The 17,598-nt window shown below is 69.9% G+C and carries 16 protein-coding genes; 8 read left to right on the forward strand and 8 right to left on the reverse strand.

Features of this window, described 5'->3' with window-relative positions:
• From hemC to RMCB_RS13085, 6 genes are read left to right on the forward strand one after another with little or no spacing between them, the layout of a single operon-like run.
• Positions 1 to 960 (forward strand): hydroxymethylbilane synthase, encoded by a 960-nt coding sequence (hemC, locus tag RMCB_RS13060; protein WP_109784275.1) that lies wholly within the window; start codon positions 1 to 3, stop codon positions 958 to 960.
• Positions 957 to 2,639 (forward strand): bifunctional uroporphyrinogen-III C-methyltransferase/uroporphyrinogen-III synthase, encoded by a 1,683-nt coding sequence (locus RMCB_RS13065; protein WP_062829117.1) that lies wholly within the window; start codon positions 957 to 959, stop codon positions 2,637 to 2,639. The genes hemC and RMCB_RS13065 overlap by 4 nt, the downstream gene beginning before the upstream one ends.
• Positions 2,640 to 3,620 carry a porphobilinogen synthase gene (hemB, locus tag RMCB_RS13070; protein WP_062829118.1) on the forward strand — a complete coding sequence of 327 codons (981 nt, stop codon included), beginning with the start codon at positions 2,640 to 2,642 and terminating at the stop codon, positions 3,618 to 3,620.
• Positions 3,621 to 3,646: 26 nt separating this feature from the next.
• Positions 3,647 to 4,051 (forward strand): hypothetical protein, encoded by a 405-nt coding sequence (locus RMCB_RS13075; RefSeq protein ID WP_062829119.1) that lies wholly within the window; start codon positions 3,647 to 3,649, stop codon positions 4,049 to 4,051.
• On the forward strand, positions 4,044 to 4,517 hold the full coding sequence (locus RMCB_RS13080) for a transport-regulating membrane protein Mce1N (protein ID WP_062829120.1): 474 nt from the start codon (positions 4,044 to 4,046) through the stop codon (positions 4,515 to 4,517). The genes RMCB_RS13075 and RMCB_RS13080 overlap by 8 nt, the downstream gene beginning before the upstream one ends.
• Complete coding sequence (locus tag RMCB_RS13085) at positions 4,514 to 4,744, forward strand: hypothetical protein (RefSeq protein WP_029369573.1); 231 nt, start codon at positions 4,514 to 4,516, stop codon at positions 4,742 to 4,744. Before RMCB_RS13080 ends, RMCB_RS13085 begins: the two co-directional genes overlap by 4 nt.
• Here RMCB_RS13085 and RMCB_RS13090 read toward each other — a convergent pair.
• The 8 genes from RMCB_RS13090 to RMCB_RS13125 all read right to left on the reverse strand — a co-directional run bounded on the left by RMCB_RS13090 (position 4,741) and on the right by RMCB_RS13125 (position 16,027).
• The gene (locus RMCB_RS13090; RefSeq protein ID WP_062829121.1) at positions 4,741 to 7,542 is read right to left on the reverse strand and encodes an FAD-dependent oxidoreductase; all 2,802 of its coding nucleotides are present in this window, start codon (positions 7,540 to 7,542) and stop codon (positions 4,741 to 4,743) included. The genes RMCB_RS13085 and RMCB_RS13090 overlap by 4 nt on opposite strands.
• The gene (locus tag RMCB_RS13095) at positions 7,542 to 7,943 is read right to left on the reverse strand and encodes a hypothetical protein (RefSeq protein WP_062829122.1); all 402 of its coding nucleotides are present in this window, start codon (positions 7,941 to 7,943) and stop codon (positions 7,542 to 7,544) included. Before RMCB_RS13095 ends, RMCB_RS13090 begins: the two co-directional genes overlap by 1 nt.
• Positions 7,936 to 8,946 (reverse strand): hypothetical protein, encoded by a 1,011-nt coding sequence (locus tag RMCB_RS13100; protein WP_062829123.1) that lies wholly within the window; start codon positions 8,944 to 8,946, stop codon positions 7,936 to 7,938. Before RMCB_RS13100 ends, RMCB_RS13095 begins: the two co-directional genes overlap by 8 nt.
• Entirely contained in the window at positions 8,943 to 9,197 is a 255-nt protein-coding gene (locus tag RMCB_RS13105) for a hypothetical protein (protein WP_062829124.1), read from the reverse strand. Before RMCB_RS13105 ends, RMCB_RS13100 begins: the two co-directional genes overlap by 4 nt.
• The gene (locus RMCB_RS13110) at positions 9,194 to 9,655 is read right to left on the reverse strand and encodes a hypothetical protein (RefSeq protein ID WP_062829125.1); all 462 of its coding nucleotides are present in this window, start codon (positions 9,653 to 9,655) and stop codon (positions 9,194 to 9,196) included. Before RMCB_RS13110 ends, RMCB_RS13105 begins: the two co-directional genes overlap by 4 nt.
• Positions 9,652 to 10,824 (reverse strand): polyprenyl synthetase family protein, encoded by a 1,173-nt coding sequence (locus RMCB_RS13115; RefSeq protein WP_062829126.1) that lies wholly within the window; start codon positions 10,822 to 10,824, stop codon positions 9,652 to 9,654. The genes RMCB_RS13110 and RMCB_RS13115 overlap by 4 nt, the downstream gene beginning before the upstream one ends.
• Positions 10,825 to 10,831: 7 nt before the next feature.
• Positions 10,832 to 11,572, reverse strand: coding sequence for a hypothetical protein (locus tag RMCB_RS13120; RefSeq protein WP_062829127.1), 741 nt, complete (start codon positions 11,570 to 11,572; stop codon positions 10,832 to 10,834).
• A 75-nt stretch (positions 11,573 to 11,647) separates the two neighbouring features.
• Entirely contained in the window at positions 11,648 to 16,027 is a 4,380-nt protein-coding gene (locus tag RMCB_RS13125) for an AAA family ATPase (protein ID WP_109784295.1), read from the reverse strand.
• 109 nt (positions 16,028 to 16,136) lie between these two features.
• Here RMCB_RS13125 and RMCB_RS13130 point away from each other — a divergent pair, with 109 nt between their 5' ends.
• Both RMCB_RS13130 and RMCB_RS13135 read left to right on the forward strand, forming a co-directional pair.
• Positions 16,137 to 17,006 (forward strand): oxygenase MpaB family protein, encoded by an 870-nt coding sequence (locus RMCB_RS13130; protein ID WP_062829129.1) that lies wholly within the window; start codon positions 16,137 to 16,139, stop codon positions 17,004 to 17,006.
• Positions 16,993 to 17,598, forward strand: coding sequence for a TetR/AcrR family transcriptional regulator (locus RMCB_RS13135; RefSeq protein WP_062829130.1), 606 nt, complete (start codon positions 16,993 to 16,995; stop codon positions 17,596 to 17,598). Before RMCB_RS13130 ends, RMCB_RS13135 begins: the two co-directional genes overlap by 14 nt.

Genomic DNA, 17,598 nt, shown 5'->3' on the forward strand with positions numbered 1-17,598 from the left:
TTGGCCATCTCTCCTGAAGCCCCGGTAATCCGAATCGGCACCCGCGGTAGCCTGCTGGCCACCACACAGGCCGGACATGTCAGAGACGCGTTGCTGGCCGCAGGTCATCCCTGTGAGCTGGTGATCATCTCCACCGACGGGGACCGCTCCAGTGCCCCCATTGCCGAGATCGGTGTCGGCGTGTTCACCGCGGCACTGCGCGAAGCCATCCACGACGGCAGGGTGGACATGGCCGTCCACTCCTACAAAGATTTGCCGACCGCGGCCGACGCGCGTTTCGTCATCGCCGCGATCCCGCCCCGTGAGGACCCCCGCGACGCGCTCGTGGCCCGCGACGGGCTGGTGCTCGGAGAGTTGCCGGCGGGCTCGGTCATCGGCACCTCGAGCCCGCGGCGGGAGGCGCAGCTTAGAGCACTGGGTCTCGGTTTGGAAATCCGCCCCCTACGAGGCAACCTAGATACCAGGTTGAACAGGGTTACGAGCGGTGATCTCGACGGCATCGTGGTCGCCCGGGCGGGTCTCTCCCGCATCGGACGGCTCGGCGTTGTCACCGAGACGCTCGAGCCGGTGCAGATGTTGCCAGCGCCGGCTCAAGGTGCGCTTGCGGTGGAATGCCGCGCCGGCGACACCGAGCTGATCGCGGTGCTTGCGCAGTTGGATGACGCCGACACGCGTGCCGCGGTCACCGCCGAACGGGTCCTGCTCGCCGAACTGGAGGCGGGTTGTTCCGCACCGGTAGGCGCGATCGCTGAGGTGGTCGAGTCGATCGATGAGGACGGCAATGTCTTCGAGGAGCTGTCGTTGCGCGGCTGCGTGGCGACGCTGGACGGATCCGACGTGATCCGTGCGTCCGGCATCGGGACTCCGGAACGGGCCGCCGACCTCGGCGTCTCGGTGGCTACGGAGCTTTTCGAACTGGGGGCACGCGAGCTGTTGGTAGAGCGCGGGAGTGAAACATGACCATGCGAGGCCGCAAGGCAAAGCCCGGCCGCATCACCTTCGTGGGTTCGGGCCCCGGGGATCCAGGTTTGTTGACGGCGCGGGCGCAGTCCGTGCTGGCGCACGCCGAGATGGTCTTCACCGACCCCGATGTGCCCGAAGCCGTGCTGGCGATGGTCGGCACCGATCTGCCGCCGGCCTCCGGTCCGGCCCCGGCCGCGCCGGCCAAATCCGCGGGCGACGCTGACGCGGCAACCGCCGATTCCGGCCAGTCCGAGGCCGCATCGGCCGTCATCCCCGGCGGCCCCGAGATCCGTCCCGCGCTCGGCGACCCGGCCGAGGTGGCCAAGACGCTGGCCGCGGAGGCTCGCCACGGATTCGACGTGGTGCGGCTCGTGGCGGGGGATCCGCTGTCGATCGACGCCGTGATCACCGAGATCGGTGCGCTGGCCAAGACCCACCTGAACTTCGAGATCGTGCCGGGCCTGCCCGACACCACTGCGGTGCCCACCTACGCGGGCCTGCCGCTGGGTTCGTCGCACACCGTCGCCGACGTGCGCGGCGACGTCGACTGGGCCGCGCTGGCCGCCGCGCCGGGTCCGCTGATCCTGCACGCGACCACGTCGCACCTGCCGGACGCCGCTCGCACGCTGATCGAGTACGGCCTGGCCGATTCCACCCCCGCGGTGGTGACGGCCAACGGCACCACCTGCCAGCAGCGCTCGGTCGAGACCACTCTGGGCGGGCTGATCGACAAGGGCATGCTGGAAAAGCACGCCGCGTCCGATCCCGCGGGTCCCCTCGCTGGGCCGCTGGTGGTGACCATCGGCAAGACCGTCGCCAACCGGGCCAAGCTGAACTGGTGGGAGAGCCGCGCCCTGTACGGCTGGACCGTGCTGGTGCCGCGCACCAAGGATCAGGCCGGCGAGATGAGCGAGAAGCTGGTGGGCCACGGCGCCCTGCCGATCGAGGTGCCGACCATCGCGGTCGAGCCGCCGCGCAGCCCCGCGCAGATGGAGCGCGCGGTCAAGGGTCTGGTCGACGGCCGGTTCCAGTGGGTCGTGTTCACCTCCACCAACGCGGTGCGTGCGGTGTGGGAGAAGTTCGGCGAGTTCGGCCTCGACGCACGCGCGTTCTCCGGTGTGAAGATCGCCTGCGTCGGTCAGGCCACCGCGGACAAGGTGCGTGCGTTCGGCATCAACCCCGAGCTGGTGCCGTCGGGTGAGCAGTCCTCGCTCGGCCTGCTCGACGAATTCCCGCCCTACGACGAGATTTTCGATCCGGTGAACCGCGTGCTGCTGCCGCGGGCCGACATCGCCACCGAGACGCTGGCCGAGGGCCTGCGCGAACGCGGTTGGGAGATCGAGGATGTCACCGCGTACCGCACCGTGCGCGCGGCACCGCCGCCGGCACACACCCGCGAGATGATCAAGACCGGCGGGTTCGACGCGGTCTGCTTCACCTCGAGCTCGACGGTGCGCAACCTGGTCGGTATCGCGGGCAAGCCGCACGCCCGTACCATCGTCGCCTGCATCGGCCCGAAAACCGCTGAGACCGCAGCCGAATTCGGGTTGCGTGTCGATGTGCAGCCCGAGACCGCCGCGGTGGGACCGTTGGTCGAGGCGCTCGCTGAGCATGCCGCCCGGCTGCGGGCCGAGGGGGCGTTGCCTCCGCCGCGCAAGAAGAGCCGCCGGCGTTAGATGGGGTACCCCAGGCACCGGCCCCGCAGGCTGCGCACCACACCGGCGATGCGCCGACTGGTTGCGCAAACCTCGCTGGAGCCAAGGCATTTGGTTCTGCCGATGTTCGTCGCCGACGGTCTGTCGGAGCCACGGCCCATCTCCTCGATGCCGGGCGTCGTGCAGCACACGCGAGACTCGCTGCGCCGCGCTGCCGCCGACGCGGTCGCCGCGGGTGTGGGTGGCCTGATGCTGTTCGGGGTGCCGCGTGACGAGTCCAAGGACGCCGTCGGCTCTGTCGGAACCGATCCGGACGGCATCCTGAACGTCGCCTTGCGTGACCTCGCCAAGGATCTGGGCGACGCCACGGTGCTGATGGCCGATACCTGCCTGGATGAGTTCACCGATCACGGCCACTGCGGCGTGCTGGACTCCGCGGGTCGGGTGGACAATGACGCCACCAATCTCCGGTACGCGGAACTCGCTGTGGCACAAGCCAATTCGGGTGCGCAGGTGGTGGGTCCCAGCGGCATGATGGACGGTCAGGTGGCCGCCATCCGCGACGGGCTCGACGCGGCGGGGCACACCGATGTCGCGATCCTGGCGTATGCGGCGAAATTCGCCTCGGCGTTCTACGGCCCGTTCCGCGAGGCGGTGTCCTCCAGCCTGAGCGGCGATCGCCGTACCTACCAACAGGATTCGGGCAACATCCGCGAAGCCGTGCACGAGATCGAGCTCGATATCGACGAGGGCGCCGACATGGTGATGGTCAAGCCCGCGATGAGCTACCTCGACGTGGTGCGCGCGGCGGCCGACATCTCGCCCGTGCCCGTTGCGGCCTATCAGATCTCCGGCGAGTACGCGATGATCAGCGCCGCGGCCGCCAACGGCTGGATCGACCTGCAGGCCGCCGCACTGGAATCGCTGGTCGGCATCCGGCGGGCCGGAGCGGACATCGTGCTGACGTACTGGGCGGCCGACGTGGCCGGATGGCTGGCCTGACCCGCGACCCTCTAGGCTTCCCGGCAATGCCTGCACCGTCGTCGCCGTCCCCGAAGCAGCCGTCGCCGCGGTCGCTGCGCGCCACCATCGCGTTCAGTTGCTGGCTGGCCGCGTCCGTGTTGTTGATCGTCGGCGGTCTCATCGCCGCGACCGTGTCCTGGCCGGGCGCCGTCAGCACCCTGTATCGCGGGTCGGGGGTACTCACCGTGATCGTCGGTGTCGTGATGGCGTTCCTGGCCGGCCGCAGCCGCGGCGGGGATCCGCGATTTCGCCGGGCCGCGATGTCCTTGGCGCTGGCCGCTGCCGTGCTGATCGCCGTGGCGGCAGCGTTGAGCCTCGTTCCGGTGCACATGCTGACGCTGGCCGGGGTGATCCTGCTGATCGCCGGGACCGTGCTGAACGCACAGATCTCCAGGGGGACCGGTGACTGACGAATCCACGCCGCAGCCTTTGTTCTACGAACCGGGCGGCAGGTGGCTGTGGCTGCTGCTCGGGCCATTTTCCGCGATCGGCATGGCGTTGTTGCAGATGACGGGCGGCTACGGGCGGGACCCGTGGATACCGCTGCTGTTCCTGGTCCTGGTCTCCGGTTTCGTCGCCATCCAGATCAAGGCCGCCAGGATTCATACCTCGGTGGAGCTGACGAGGGACACGCTGCGGCAGGGCACCGAGAAGCTCAACCTGGACGAGGTCGTCAAGCTCTACCCCGAGGCCAGCGGCACCGACGTGCCCAAGTGGCAGTCCGCCCGGGCGCTCGGTGAGCTGACCGGGGTGCCCCGCGGCAGGACCGGGATCGGCCTCAAACTCAAGGGCGACCGCACCGTGCAGGCGTGGGCCCGCAGGCATCGGCAGCTGCGCGAGCAGCTGGATGCGTTGATCGAGGAGCGCACACCATGAAGATCCGTGCCGTGATCGAGTTGGTGGTGGCGCTCTGCGCGGCCGCCGGGTGTGTGGTGAGTTGGCTTGCGGCCCGCACCACGGTGGACGTCGCGCCCATCCTGCCCGGCGAACCGTCGACCACGTCGGTCGTCCATTCCGCCCCGTTGCTGGTGCTGTCGCTGCTGCTGGCGACCGTCGCCGGGGTACTCGCCGTGCTGGGTATCGCGCGCTTGCGCCGCCGCTAACGGTCCCGGTCGAGCCAGTCGGTCTCGGTGATCCCCGGGTACGCCGACCGCGCTGTCCCGGGCTCGGGTGCCCTGCCGTACAGCGACCGGGGCGCAGGCGCCGACGCCGGCGCGTCGGCGGCCTCGGTGAACCGGCGATGAGCTGACCCCGCGGGCGGGGGTGGCGGTGTCGGACGCGCGGGCTCCGGCTCGGCCCGGGCCGGCGCCGGTTCGCGCCGCGGCCGAGCCCCCGCGGTGGTCTGGATTCCGTAGTCGTCGGCGGGTGCGACGACCTCTTCCCCGGGATACGGCGGTCGGCCGGGCGGTCCGCCGCCCTCGCTGGGGCGGCCCGTCGCCTCACCCACGGTCTGCTCCAGGTAGTGCCGCCACGCCTGCAGATAGGTGAGCAGCTGCTGGGCGTAGTCGGTGGGCGCGGCCGTGACCGGCGTGCCCGGCGGGGTCAGCAGCGCACCACCGAGTCCCCCGAGCCCCGCCTGCTGCAAGAACTGGCGCCAGGCCTGCAGGTAGGCCAGCAGGTGCACAGGCTCGGGCGGCATGGTCGGCTGGGTCATCGGTAGGCCTCCTCCGGCGGGGAGCAGCAGTGGCGCCGCAGTGTCCAATGGGTGGGGTAGCGCCTCCCGGCAGTACTGGCCGTCGAGGGTGCGCAGGGGACGGGCATCGGCAGGTTCGCGGTTCTCGATGTCGAAGACATAGCAGTAGTCCCCGGCGGGCGACGGCATCCGAACGGGGCTGGAGTAGCCCTGGTCGAGGAAGTCGTAGGGAAAGCGCCAGTCCAGCGTGGTGTTCTCGCGGTGATCGGTGCCGCCAGAGGCCACCCAGATGTAGTGGTCGAGGATCGCGTTGACGGCGTGGCGGGCCGATTCACAGGCCGCCTCCATCGACGTCATCCGGGTGAACGTCTTGGTCCAGGTGCCCGCGAACACCACCGAGTTGTGATGCACCTGGTAGCCACCGTGACGGGCCTGCCAGACGTTGCGCTGCCGCAGATCCTCCAGCCAGGTCTCCTCGGTCGGCCGGGTGCCCCAGGACCCGCCGTGCGGATTCCACGGGTCCGGGCCCGGGCGGTTCTCCCAGTCCCCGACGATCGGGACGAGGTAGGGCGTCTCGTTGCGCACCGCCTTGCCGTGCCCCTGGCCCGGGCCGCCGCCCATCACCAGACCCCGGTCCAGCGCGTACCAGGTGGGCCACGGCATGAGCGCTTCGGCGACATTGTCGACGTCGCTGGTCAGGGCCCACACGATCTGGCGCCACACCTCGGTGGCGATTTCGTCGGCCGTGCAGTCGCGGGCCGCCTTGCCGCGCCCGGATTCGTCGAGCAGATGCCGCGAGGGCGTGTTGAAGTCGCCGATGTCGACCGACAGCACCGAGACGTGGCCGTCACGGGCCAGCGTCGGCCGGCGTTCCCACAGGCCGTGCTGGTTGATCGACGACAGCGCCCACTCGGTACCCGAGTAGTACATGTGCCCGCGCAGCAGCTGGAATTCGGTGTCGAAGTAGTACTGGATGCCGCCGAGCGTCTGGAACCGGTCCCACGGCACCCGGCCCATCTCGTCCATGGCGTACGGGTCGCGCCGGGTCTGCGGGCGGCGGTGACCGGGCTCGAGCGGTCCGTCGTTCGGTGGCGGCGACGTGGTGAACCCGTCGAGTTCGGCCACGGTGCCGCCCGTGCCCGCGGCGCGCAACGCTTCGGTGATCTGTTCGGCCGCCGGGGCGTCGACCGCGACGACGGTGTAGTCGGGGGCGAGCCGGGTGCCGTCGGTCAGCGTCACCTGCACGCGTGGCCGCAGGTGCGGCGGCTGTCCCGGCTCGGACGCGGGTGGTTCCAGGCGTCCGGCGCCGGCCCGGACGAAGCGGACGCCGAGTTCGACGAGGTGGCGGTGCCAGTGGTCGAACCACGATTCGGTGGTCGGGCCGTTGAGCACCCCGTCGGCCTTGTTGTCGCGGCGGTCCATCTGCAGCTGCAGTTGCAGATAGGTGGTCAGGTTGGTGCGGGCGTCGCCCCAGCGGGTGTCGAACGCGGCCAGGACGCGGGGCATCTCCAGCAGCAGGGAGTCGAACCGCGGCGAGTAGGTGAACCGGGGTGGCTCGGCGGTGTCGTCGCGGCCGACGAAGAAGTCGTAGGCCGACAGGTTCTGCAGTTCGGCGGCCCGGCGCAGCGGGCTCGTGACGAGGTAACGCACGAGCCTGCTGACGAACCTGTCGATGTCCGAGGCCGTGAAACCCAATTGGGTCAATTGCCCTGCGATGGTGAGGAATTCGGCCGGCGTACGGGGCGCCTCGCGCGGGAAGACCAGTGACGGCTTGCCGTCCACGGTGGTGCCCTGGGTGACCACGCGCCGGACGTTGTCCATGATGGTCCGCGCGGTGGGCACCCAGTCGACCGTGCCACCGGGTCCGTCGATGCGCTGGTAGACGGGAATGCGCTGGAACAGGTCCCAGGTGTGCAGGTAGTACGCGGGGAAGAAGCGGAAGCCGTGTTCGCCGGCGACGGCCCGCGCGGGTGGACGCGGGTCACCGCGGCGGCCGGGGAAGGGCCGCAGCTCGGCGGCGCTGCCGTCATGCGTGCCCACCGTCGAGTACTGCGAGGCGGCCAGCCCACCGAGCTTGACGGGTGGATAGGTGTCGGGCGGTGCGGCGCCCAGCCCGGCGCGCTCGTCGACGCGCGGTTCGTACACCGTGACGTCGAAACCCCGTTGCGCCAATTCGTGCGCGGCGGTCAGCCCCGCGATGCCCGCGCCCAGGACCGCTACGGTGGGCCGCCGCGGGCACGACGCGGGTGTGGTGATGACCTCGCTCATCACGGCGGTGCCTCCCGCAATGCGGACAGCAGCCCCGGCAGCGACGGCGCCCGGACCGCGGCGTGCACATAGGCCAGCAGGGTGTCGTGCACCTGCAGGAGTTCGTCGAGCGAGCCTTCGACGTTCACCGCGCCGGCCTGCACAGCGTCGTGCAGCCCGATCCGCGCGTCGAGCACGTCGAGGATCGCGGCGCGCGACGTGGTGATCCGCGGGCCGCCGGAAACATCGCCGTCGGCCACCTCCAGGCGAGGCCCGCCGCGCAGCGCGAAGCGTTCGCCGTCGACGTCGAGTGCGACCACCAGCGGCCCGAGCCGTTCGAGCACCAGGCGGTAGCTCGCGGGCACCTCGTCCGCGAGATGTCCGACCGACCGGCGCAGCAGCGCCGCCACCGGCTCAGCCATGGAGAAACTCGAATACTCCGGTGCCGGTGAAGTCGATGGCTTCGCCGTTGATGGATCCGGTCATGCGGGCCGTTCCGGTCGCCTCGCACAGCACGGTCGAGCGGTCCAGGCTCATCTCGCTCGGCTGGGCCAGCCGGGCGTAGGACTGTGGCCGGAACTCGGCGTGCACCGTATCGCCCGCCCGGGTGGCACTGACCTCGACGTGCTCCGGCACGCCCGGGACGTCACCGTCGATCAGCAGCCGCATCGGCGGCGGCAGGGTGCAGTCGGGTGCCCGGCCGAGCCGCCCCGACGTGCCGATGTGCACCTCCGCATGCCGGAAGATCGCCGCGGGGTCGTCGTGGTGCCACACGTAGAGCGCCTGCGACAGGAACCGCAGCCGGTGCCGGTCGGTCATCTGCAGCAACACCGCCGACCACGGATCGTCGGGCTCCGCGGGCAGGATCGTGCCCCACGTCCAGCCGAAGTCCTCGCCCCACCGGAACCGGCCCCAATTGTGGTCGTGATAGGCCAGGGCGGCCTCCAGCCGATGCTCTCGATCCGCGATGCGCAGCCATCCGTCGGCACGCAGCCGCGGCACGAACAGCCATGACATGCGGCCCTGCCCGACAGGCTGGTTGTTGACGGCGAACGGCCGGCTGACCGGGGTGAGGTGCAACTCGCCGCGGATGCCCGGCAGGTCGATGAGCACCTCATAGCCGTCGGGCCGCACGATCATGCGGTTGGCGCCGACGGTGCACGCCCCGAGATCGGCAGAGATGTCCAGGGCCGTCTCGGCGAAGCGCTCGACGGCCCCGGTCCACTGGCGGTCGTGCGCGATGACGATGACGCGCGGCGCCATGCGAGAGCGCCCGGTCGGGGTGTCTTCGCACGCCAGGCTGAAGTTGATCAAGAAGCTGCCGGTACGGCCATGCACCACGAAGTGATGCCATTCTTTGAAACCTGCGGGTTGCGCGGCGGCCAGGACCGGGGCCCGCAGGAAATCACTGGCCGCCAGCGTCATCGCAACCACCGCACCGACGGGTCGGGTGCCGCACCGGGCGGCGCAGGCGGTGCGGGCGGGGCCAACCGTTCCACCCGGGCGCCCAGGGCCGCGAGCCCGAGCAGCACGTGCACGAAGTCGTCGGCCTCCCGCCGCTCGCTGCCGCCGGTGCCCAGCGTGCGCACGAGCCGGCCCAGGCCCGCCAGGCCCACCAGATAGTCGATCAGGCAGGCGTTCTCGGCCAGTGCGGCTCGCGGCTCGGTCAGGCTCACGCGAACCCCTCGGGGCGCAGCCGGGCCAGCACGGGATCGTCGGCGCGCGAGGCCCCGATGATCGCGTCGGCGAGCAGCTCGATCCAGGCGGTCGGCGCGGCCGCCGGCGGGGCCGGGCCGTCGAGCACGTTGAGGCTCACGGTCTCCCACACCCGCCGCAAGTTCTCGACCGCCTCGGACGTGGTCAGCGCGTCGCGCAGCCGCGCTCCCTCCGGCGTCTGCGCATAGCGAACCCCCTCGGCCACCAGCAGGTCGTGCACACCGCGCGCGGCGGCGGGGTTGCCGAGCACCGCGCGCCGCGCCCCGAGCAACAGCTCGTACACGGCCCGCTCGTCTCCGGCGGCGTCCTGCGGCGGGGCCGGTAGCAGTTGTGGTGCGCTGCGCTCGACGAGGTCCAGCGTCAGGGCTCGGATCCGGTCCAACTCGGCCAGCATGCCGACCAAGGCCTCGGGCGTCATCGCGTGCGTCCGTGCACGTAGGCGACGAGGTCGCTGAGCATGTCGCGGTGCTGACTCGGCGGCAACCAGTCGAGGCCGGCCAGCACGGCCGCCGCGTCCCGTGCGTGGCCCGCCGCGACGTCGCGCGCGTGGGCGAGCGACCCGGTCCGGTGCAGCAGGCGGTACAGCCACCGGATGTCGTCGAGCGTCTTGGCCTCGGTTTCGTGCCGGCCCAGCACCTGCGCCGCGATCGCGTCGCGCCCGACCCGGGAGAGCTCGCCGCGCGCGGTGAGCCGGTCGAGCAGTTCGGCCAGGCCCAGTTCGCCGGCCGCACTCGGGCGCCGTCTGGCCAGGATGGCCACGGCCCGCTCACGGTCCTCGGGGTCGGCGCGGCGCAGCGCGTGCAGCAGCATCAGCGTGCGTTTGCCCTCCCACAGGTCACCGCCGATCTCCTTGCCGTAGTCCTGTGGATCGGCTCGTAGGTTCAGCAGGTCGTCGGTGATCTGGAAGGCCGCGCCGAGATGGCGACCGAGGACTTCCAGCGGTGCCAGCCGGTCGGCCCCGCCGCCCGCGGCGATCACCCCGGCTTGCAGCGGGGTGATGAACGAATACCAACTGGTCTTCAGTTCCACCATGCGCAGATAGTCGGCGTCGTCCAGGCGCCAGATGTTGGACCGCACCCATTCCAGTTCGATGGCCTGGCCCTCGACGGTCTGGCGGGTCATGTGGGCGACGGCCCGCAGGATGCGCAGGGCGGGACCCAACCCGATGCGTTCGACGTTGTCGAGCAGGGGCTGCAGCGACAGCGAGAGCATCGCGTCGCCGACGTTGACCGCGATGGGGATGCCGTGGTCGATGTGCAGGGTGGGCCTGCCGCGCCTGTGCCAGGAATCGTCTTCGATGTCGTCGTGGATGAGGAAGGCGTTGTGGTAGAGCTCCAAGGTCGCAGCGGTCGGCAGGACCGCCTCGAGGTGACCGCCGAGCCCGAGGCACGTCGCGATACTCAGCGCAGGCCGCAGCGCCTTCCCGCCGCGCAGCGGATAGTCGAGGATCAGCTCCCGCAGCCCGCTCGTGCCGTGATCGCCTGAGCCGTAAAGCCTTTCGATCTCGCCGTCGCACGCGTCCTTGCATCGGGCGAGGTAGTCGTCAAGGCCCGATGTTCGCGCAGGCAGTTCCACGACAGCCGGCATGGGCGGGTCAGAAAGTGATGCCGACGACACCGCCCGGGTCCTTGATCCGCAGCGCGTAGCGAATCCGCACCGCCAGTTCGATCGCGCCGTCGGCGTTTTCGCCGATGACCTCAAGGCTGGGCGCGACGGCGACGGCGAGGTCCACCGGCTCCTCGCCCGGTGAGGCCGTCGCGGCGGCGCCCTGCGCGATGCGTTGCCGACGGCCCAGCATGAGCATCCCGGTTTCGTCGACGCGGTAGAGGCTGGTGACACCGCCCGCCTTGAGCACGGCCTCGGCGATGTCCTCTCCGCTCTCGATGTGATTGAGCCGCTTGAGACCGTCGGCGCCGGTGAACAAGCATGACGGTGCCCGGTACCCGGCCGTCTCCACTTTGGCCCGGGCGTCGACGAGGGTGTTCAGCAAGTCCTGGGTGGTGCCTGCGGTCTGCAGAGGCGTGGGATCCGCGGCTTGCAGCTTTGCCAGGACCGCGGTGTCGATGGTCGCAGCGAGTTCGACGGTCGTCTTCATCAGGACCGCCAGCAGGGGGTCGGCCAGCGGCGCACCCGCCTGCGCGAGCGTCACCGCGAATTTCTCGTTGACGGTGTCGACCTCGAGAAAGCCCGGCGGGATGGTGTCGCTGCGGACCCAGGTCTGTCCCGGATCGCCGGTGTCCCAGTGCGGGATCGCCTGCCAGGCAACGCTGGTCTGTTCGAACGTCTCGCGTACGGCCCGGTTGGCCACGGCCAACCGCTCGGCGCTCAGGTACATGGGCTGCGACCCCCTCGACGAGTGTGGTCCAAATCATGGCAGAGGATCCGGGCCGTCGAGGGCCGATTGACGTAGCTACTTCTGCGCGAGGGCGACCTCTTGACCAGGGGACATGTCACCGCGGACGACGGCATCGCAGTGCGCGACGTGCAGCGTGGCAACGGTGTCCTCGGGCAGCAGCTGGCGGCATTTCTCGAACGCGGCCCGTGCTCGCGCGGCGTCACCCGCGTCGAACAAGCCGAATGCCTCGTCGAACATCGGCTGTGCGGCGCGTTTTGCCTCCCGCAACGACGGCGGATCCTCGTCGTACACCTCGTAGATGGTCACCGGGCGGCGCCGGTTGACCACCATCACCCGTTCCATCCGGCGGATCGCGAACTGGCCTGCCGCCGCGACGCGTGCGTAGGTCGCGTCGGAGATGAGCAGCGCGGTGCCGTAACGCTTGTTGGTGCTCTCGATGCGTGCGGCAACGTTCACGGCGTCGCCGATGATGGTCAGGACCATGCGGTTGACGCCACCGACGAGACCTACCCCGACGCGGCCGGTATTGATACCGATGCCGACCTGAAGCTCCTCCGATCCGTGCGCGAGCCGGTCACGATTGTGCTCGCGCAGCGACCGCAGCATGGCCAGACCGCCCCGTACGGCGTCGGTTTCCGATTCGAACACCGCGACGATCTCGTCACCGCGGACGTCCTGGATCATGCCGTTGCAGCTGATGATCGGCAACTCGACCGCACGCAGGAAGCCCATCGCCAGATTGCTGGCGTCGGAGACGTTCATGTCCTCCAAAAGGGTTGTGTAGCCGCGGATATCGGAGATCAGCACGGTCATCTCACGCTCGACGCGGTAGCCGCTGTGCACGCGGCGCAGATCGTCGATGTCGAGGATGCGCAGCAGTTCGTTGGGCACGAACTTGGACTGCGCGTCCATCAGCGAGCGGCGGTATTCATCGGCGGCCTGCAGCTGCGCCTCGAGCTGAAAGTTCCACATCGGCGCGGCGGCCTGGTCGCAGACGAACGAGACCGCTTCTTCGTGATGTGCGCCGAAATGCTGTGCGGGATCGTCATGTTCGGCATAGACCATGCCGATGATGTTGTCCTGCAGGCGAATCGGTGCCGCCAGCACCGACGGCACCGGGTGGCGCTGGCCGTTGGGCCCGGGGCGCCGCGTCGAGTCGGCGGCCACGATCAGCGGCGTGCCGCAGTCGACGACGCGGCGCACCAGGGCGCGGTCGTAGGCCACCTCGGTCCATGGTCCTTCGACCGGCGTGATCTCGGCGCCGTCGAGCACGGTCCGCACACTGAGATGCTCGGGCTCACCGGTGAGCAGCAGGACGCGGTGGGCACCGGTCGTGTCGGCGACCGTCCGCAGCACGATGTCGGCCAGGCTGTCGGCGCTGCGTGCCGCGGACAGGGCGCGCGCCAGATGATGGGCGCCCGCCGGATCGATGCCTGCCGAATCCGGCGTGACGAGATCGCGGCTGAGCAGCCACGGATGGGCGCGGGCCAGCCGCTCGGTGCGCAGCGTCAGACCCAGTGTGGAAAACCGCTGATACGCCGTGCGCAGCATGTGCTCGCTGAGCCGGCTGCGGCCGGTGTCGGCGTAGAGGATCGCGGCTTGCTCGTGGGCTGCCGCGGCGATCAGCGGCAGCTGGTGCTCGTCGGCGAGTTCCATGGCTCGGTGCAGGGCGAGTTCGGCCGTCTGGTGCCTGCCGCGGGCGTGTGCCCAGGTGCCCTCGATCAGTGCGCAGGGCGCCGCGTAGTTTGCCGGTGATTCCGCCGCCCACTTGCGATGCAGTGTCAGAGCGCGGTGTGCACAGCGGCGGGTCGAGCGCGCGTCGGGCGCAACGTGGATGCGGCTCAACGCATTCACCATGTGCACGAGCTGCATGATGGCGGTGCCCTCCATGCCGCCGATGTGCTCGACGGCGTCGTCGGCGACCTCGACCGCCCCGGCGTAGTCACCGGCCCAGAAGTGCAGGCCGAGGCGCATCGTCGCCGCGGCGCCGAGGGCCACCTCGTCGCCCTCGCGGCGGGCCGCGGGCAGGGCCACCCGCTCGTCGTAGCCACTCTCGCCGGCCAGCAGGAACGGATCCTCGCTGCGCCCCATCATGTTCAGGCAGATCTGCTGGACGGCCTGACACAACCCTCGCGGCACCGGCTGCGACCAGATCTCCGGGATCAGGGTCTGCGCGAGTTCGTCGATCTCGGCCAGCGGCCGGCCGATCCAGAAGTACTGCGAAAGCAGAACGGCGCCAAGGAATCCCGCATATTCCTGGTCGCCGTGGTCGAGCGCCTCGGTCACTGCGTCGCGCAGCTGGCCGAAGCCGTCGCGCAGTGGGTGCCGCCAGTGCCGGATGAAGTTCAGGTGCATGAACAGCGTCTCGGGCCGGGCATCGCGGAATTCGGGCCGCTCGGTGAGCAGCAGCGCGGTCTCTCCGAACCGTTGCGCGCCTGCGCGGTCCCCGGTCAGCACCAGCAGCACGCCGTAGCTGACCAGCACCAGTGGCAGTGACGGCGTATGGCCGTGCGCGAGGGTCAGGTCCAGCTGCTTGCGCACGATGAGCGGGAACAGGTTGGGCCGCGCGATGTAGGACAGGCTGCGCAGCTCGGCGAGAATGCGCTGGGTTTCCACCACGCGCCGGTCCTCACATCGGGGCAACTCGAGCAATTGGTCGGTGCTCCAGTGCCGCACCGCCAAGCGCATCCGCAAGAGCGCGTTGACCATTCGTGGTTTGCCTGCGTCGCTCGGCAGCGTCTCGCCGAGCTCGTCGAGTGCGCGTAACCCGGTGTCGAGCGCTTCCTGCAACCGGTTCTGGGCCATGCGTCCCTTGAGCCGCAGATATGCCAGCCGTGTGCGGTCGGCCGGTTCGCGCAAGCCGGCCTCGGCCTCGTCCAGCAATGTGTGCAACTCCGCCACGTCACCGACCAGCAGCGCGGCTTCGGCCGCCTCGAGCTGCAGTTCCCGGGCGACGTCGAAGTACCGGGTCCAACGCTCGTCGCCCAGGAGGTCCAGCCCGTTGCGGCAGTATGTCAGCGCCAGCGGAAACGACGCCTGCGCCCTGGCCTTACGCGCCGCCCGCCGCAGCACGTCGACGAACCGGATGCGCTCGGCGTCGTCGGCCAGGCCGTGTCCGCCGATGCCGAGGTGCCGCGCGGCCTCGAACAGCCGCTCGTCGCCCTGCTCGACGAGTTGCCTGCCGAGCCTCAGGTGCGTATCGCGGGCGATGTCGTCGGAGAGGTCTTCGCGGGCCGCCTCGGCAACCCGGTCGTGGCTGAACCGGTAGCGGGCGTCGTGGCTGATGGTGTTGGCGATGCGCTGACCGCGGCTGTCGACGGCTTCGAGCAGCCTGAGCTCCAGGGCCGACCACAGTGCCTGTGCGACGAGGTCGGTGGGCTGCGCGGCCGCCGTGGTCGCGTCGGCGAGGTCGAATTCACCACCGATGCAGGTCAGCGTGCTCAGCACCGCGCGGTGCGCCGGGCGCAGCTGGTCGAGGTAGCGGTTGAGGAACTCGGCGGCCGAGTCGGTGACCTCGATCGAGGACAACACCCGCAGATCCCAGCTGGGACGCCCGCTCGCGCCGACCGGGCTGAGCGCGCCTTCCCGCTGCGCGCGGTACAGCAACTGGCGGACCTGCAGCGGGTTGCCGCCGGTGCGATGGTGGAATTCGGCGGCGACGTCGCCGATTTCGACGGCGCGGCCGCACACACCGGCCAGCAGCTCTTCGACGGTGTCGCGGGACAGCGGCGCGAGCCGGATGCTGGACAACCCGGCCGTGGGCAGGCCCGCGCTGTTCGGATCGAACTCGCCGGCCCGGTGCGCGCCGAGCACCAAGACATTGCGCAACGACACCGCGAGCAGCTCGGAGAGCATCAGCAGCGAGTCGTGGTCCGCCCACTGCAGATCGTCGATCGCGAGCACCACCGGACGGTAGGAGGCGGTTTCGGAGATCAGCCTGATGGCCGCGCGGTGCAGCCGGCGGCGTGGGTCGGCGGCCTCGCGATCGCCGGTCGCGGACGGCTGTCCGAGCACCTGCCCGAGGTCCGGTACGAGCTCGGACAGGACGCCGGACAGGGCCGCCATGCCGGTGGCGAGGTCGGCACGCCAGCTGTCCCGTTCGGCCGGGCCGGTGGTGTCCATGGCATGCACGATCGAGCTGAAGGCCTCTCCCAGTGCCGCATAGGGCGCCGGGGCGCCGTCGCGGCACCGACCGTAGGCGAAGACGCAGTTGCGTTGGGCGAGCTCGGCACCGAAGGCCTGCACGAGGGTCGATTTGCCCACGCCGGGCGCGCCGCTGACCAGGACACAGCGGCCGCCGTTGCGTTCTGCATCGGTGATGGCGGCGCGTAGCGCGCTCGACTCCGCGGCGCGTCCGACGACGCGTCCGTCGAGGTCGAGTACCGGAGCGGTCACGGCCACCGTTCCTTCCGCCCCCCGCAAACGTGCACTCATCGTAGTGAGCGATGCCCGCTGGAGTGCGGCGATGAGAAAGCTCGTCGAGGTTGCCGTGAGTTGCGCCACACGCATTGGAACAAAGTTCAAAATTTGTAACACTGTGTCTATGACCGAACTGGCCGAACCGTCGCAGCAAGCCGACGCCCTGCCGCTGGGCCCGCAATCGCTGGTGTGGAAGTACTTCGGCGACAACCGGATGTACCTGATCGGTCCTCGGCCCGCGGTGTTGCAGAACATGCTCGCCGAGCTCGGCCAGGGCGTGCTGGATCATTCGACGTTCTTCTCCGATACCGCCGAACGGCTCAAACGCACTGTGCCGCCGATCTTCCGGACCGTCTACGGGACCGAGGACGACAACGCGGGCACCCAGGTCCGCGACTTCCATCACCACGTCAAGGGCGTCATGCCCGGCCCCGACGGGGAGCCGGTGTCGCGCTATCACGCCTTGGATCCCGACACCTACTTCTGGGCGCACGCGACATTCGTCGAGCAGGTGCTCTACTTCGCCGACACCTTCGTCAAGCGGTTGACCCGCGAGGAGAAGGAGCAGATCTATCTCGAATCGAAGACCTGGTACCGCCGCTACGGCGTCAGCGACCGGCCCATGCCCGCCGACTACGCCGAGTTCGAGCGGTACTGGGACCGGATGATGAATGAGGTCGCCGTCGCGCACAAGAGCGCGCGATACGGCGTCGGCTACGTCACCAAGGGCTTCCCGTGCCCCAGGGCCGTGCACCCGGTCCTGTGGCGGGTGGTGGCGACGGTGTTCAACCCGGTCGCGGCTTTCCTGACGACGGGCGGCCTGCCGCCGCGCGCCCGCGATCTGCTGCAGCTGCCGTGGTCGGAGCGCCAGGAGCGCAACTATCAACGGTTCGCCGCGTTCTGGCGGTCGGCTCCGGTCAACTGGGTGTGGGACCATCTGCCGATGAGCGTGCGCTACAACCGTTTCGCCCAGAGGGGCTATGCCCGCGGCTGACCCGACGGGGTCGGAATCGACCCGGCGGATCCTGGACGCGGCCCTTGCCGAATTCGAACGGCACGGTTTCCGCCGGGTCGCGCTCGACGACGTGGCCCGCCGCGCAGGCGTCAGCCGCACCACCATCTACCGCCGGTTCGCCAATCGCGACGAGTTGGTGGCCGCCGTCATCGAGCGGGAGAACGTGGCATTGTTCGCCGACATCGCGCGCGAACTGAAAGACGCCGGGCCGCAATCGAATTACTATGTCGAAGCGTTCACCCTCTCGATCCTGAGATTCCGCACACACCGGGTGCTCAACCAGATGATCGTCGACGAACCGGCGTTGGTCCTGGAGCTGATGCACCGGCACTACGGGGCGGCGATCGAGCGGATGGCCGCCGCGCTGCGGGTGATCTTCCCGGATGGGTTCGCCGAACGCATCGGCCCGCAGGCGGTCAATGACCTGGCGGACACCATCCTGCGCTACGCGGCGATGGTGTTGTTGCTGCCCGGTGTCCAGCCGGTGCAGACCGCCGAGGAGATCCGGGCGTTCGCGGCTCGGCATTTCCTGCCCAGCGTGCCCGCGTCGCTGCGCACGGTCTCGGCCTGA

The organism is Mycolicibacterium brisbanense, assembly GCF_001570425.1.
Classification (GTDB): Bacteria; Actinomycetota; Actinomycetes; order Mycobacteriales; family Mycobacteriaceae; genus Mycobacterium; species Mycobacterium brisbanense.

Coding starts and splice junctions, on each gene's coding strand:
- RMCB_RS13065 (WP_062829117.1), top strand. CDS start 957: ATGACCATGCGAGGCCGCAAGGCAAAGCCCGGCCGCATCACCTTCGTG.
- hemB (WP_062829118.1), top strand. CDS start 2,640: ATGGGGTACCCCAGGCACCGGCCCCGCAGGCTGCGCACCACACCGGCG.
- RMCB_RS13075 (WP_062829119.1), top strand. CDS start 3,647: ATGCCTGCACCGTCGTCGCCGTCCCCGAAGCAGCCGTCGCCGCGGTCG.
- RMCB_RS13085 (WP_029369573.1), top strand. CDS start 4,514: ATGAAGATCCGTGCCGTGATCGAGTTGGTGGTGGCGCTCTGCGCGGCC.
- RMCB_RS13090 (WP_062829121.1), bottom strand. CDS start 7,542: ATGAGCGAGGTCATCACCACACCCGCGTCGTGCCCGCGGCGGCCCACC.
- RMCB_RS13095 (WP_062829122.1), bottom strand. CDS start 7,943: ATGGCTGAGCCGGTGGCGGCGCTGCTGCGCCGGTCGGTCGGACATCTC.
- RMCB_RS13100 (WP_062829123.1), bottom strand. CDS start 8,946: ATGACGCTGGCGGCCAGTGATTTCCTGCGGGCCCCGGTCCTGGCCGCC.
- RMCB_RS13110 (WP_062829125.1), bottom strand. CDS start 9,655: ATGACGCCCGAGGCCTTGGTCGGCATGCTGGCCGAGTTGGACCGGATC.
- RMCB_RS13115 (WP_062829126.1), bottom strand. CDS start 10,824: ATGCCGGCTGTCGTGGAACTGCCTGCGCGAACATCGGGCCTTGACGAC.
- RMCB_RS13120 (WP_062829127.1), bottom strand. CDS start 11,572: ATGTACCTGAGCGCCGAGCGGTTGGCCGTGGCCAACCGGGCCGTACGC.
- RMCB_RS13125 (WP_109784295.1), bottom strand. CDS start 16,027: ATGAGTGCACGTTTGCGGGGGGCGGAAGGAACGGTGGCCGTGACCGCT.
- RMCB_RS13130 (WP_062829129.1), top strand. CDS start 16,137: ATGACCGAACTGGCCGAACCGTCGCAGCAAGCCGACGCCCTGCCGCTG.
- RMCB_RS13135 (WP_062829130.1), top strand. CDS start 16,993: ATGCCCGCGGCTGACCCGACGGGGTCGGAATCGACCCGGCGGATCCTG.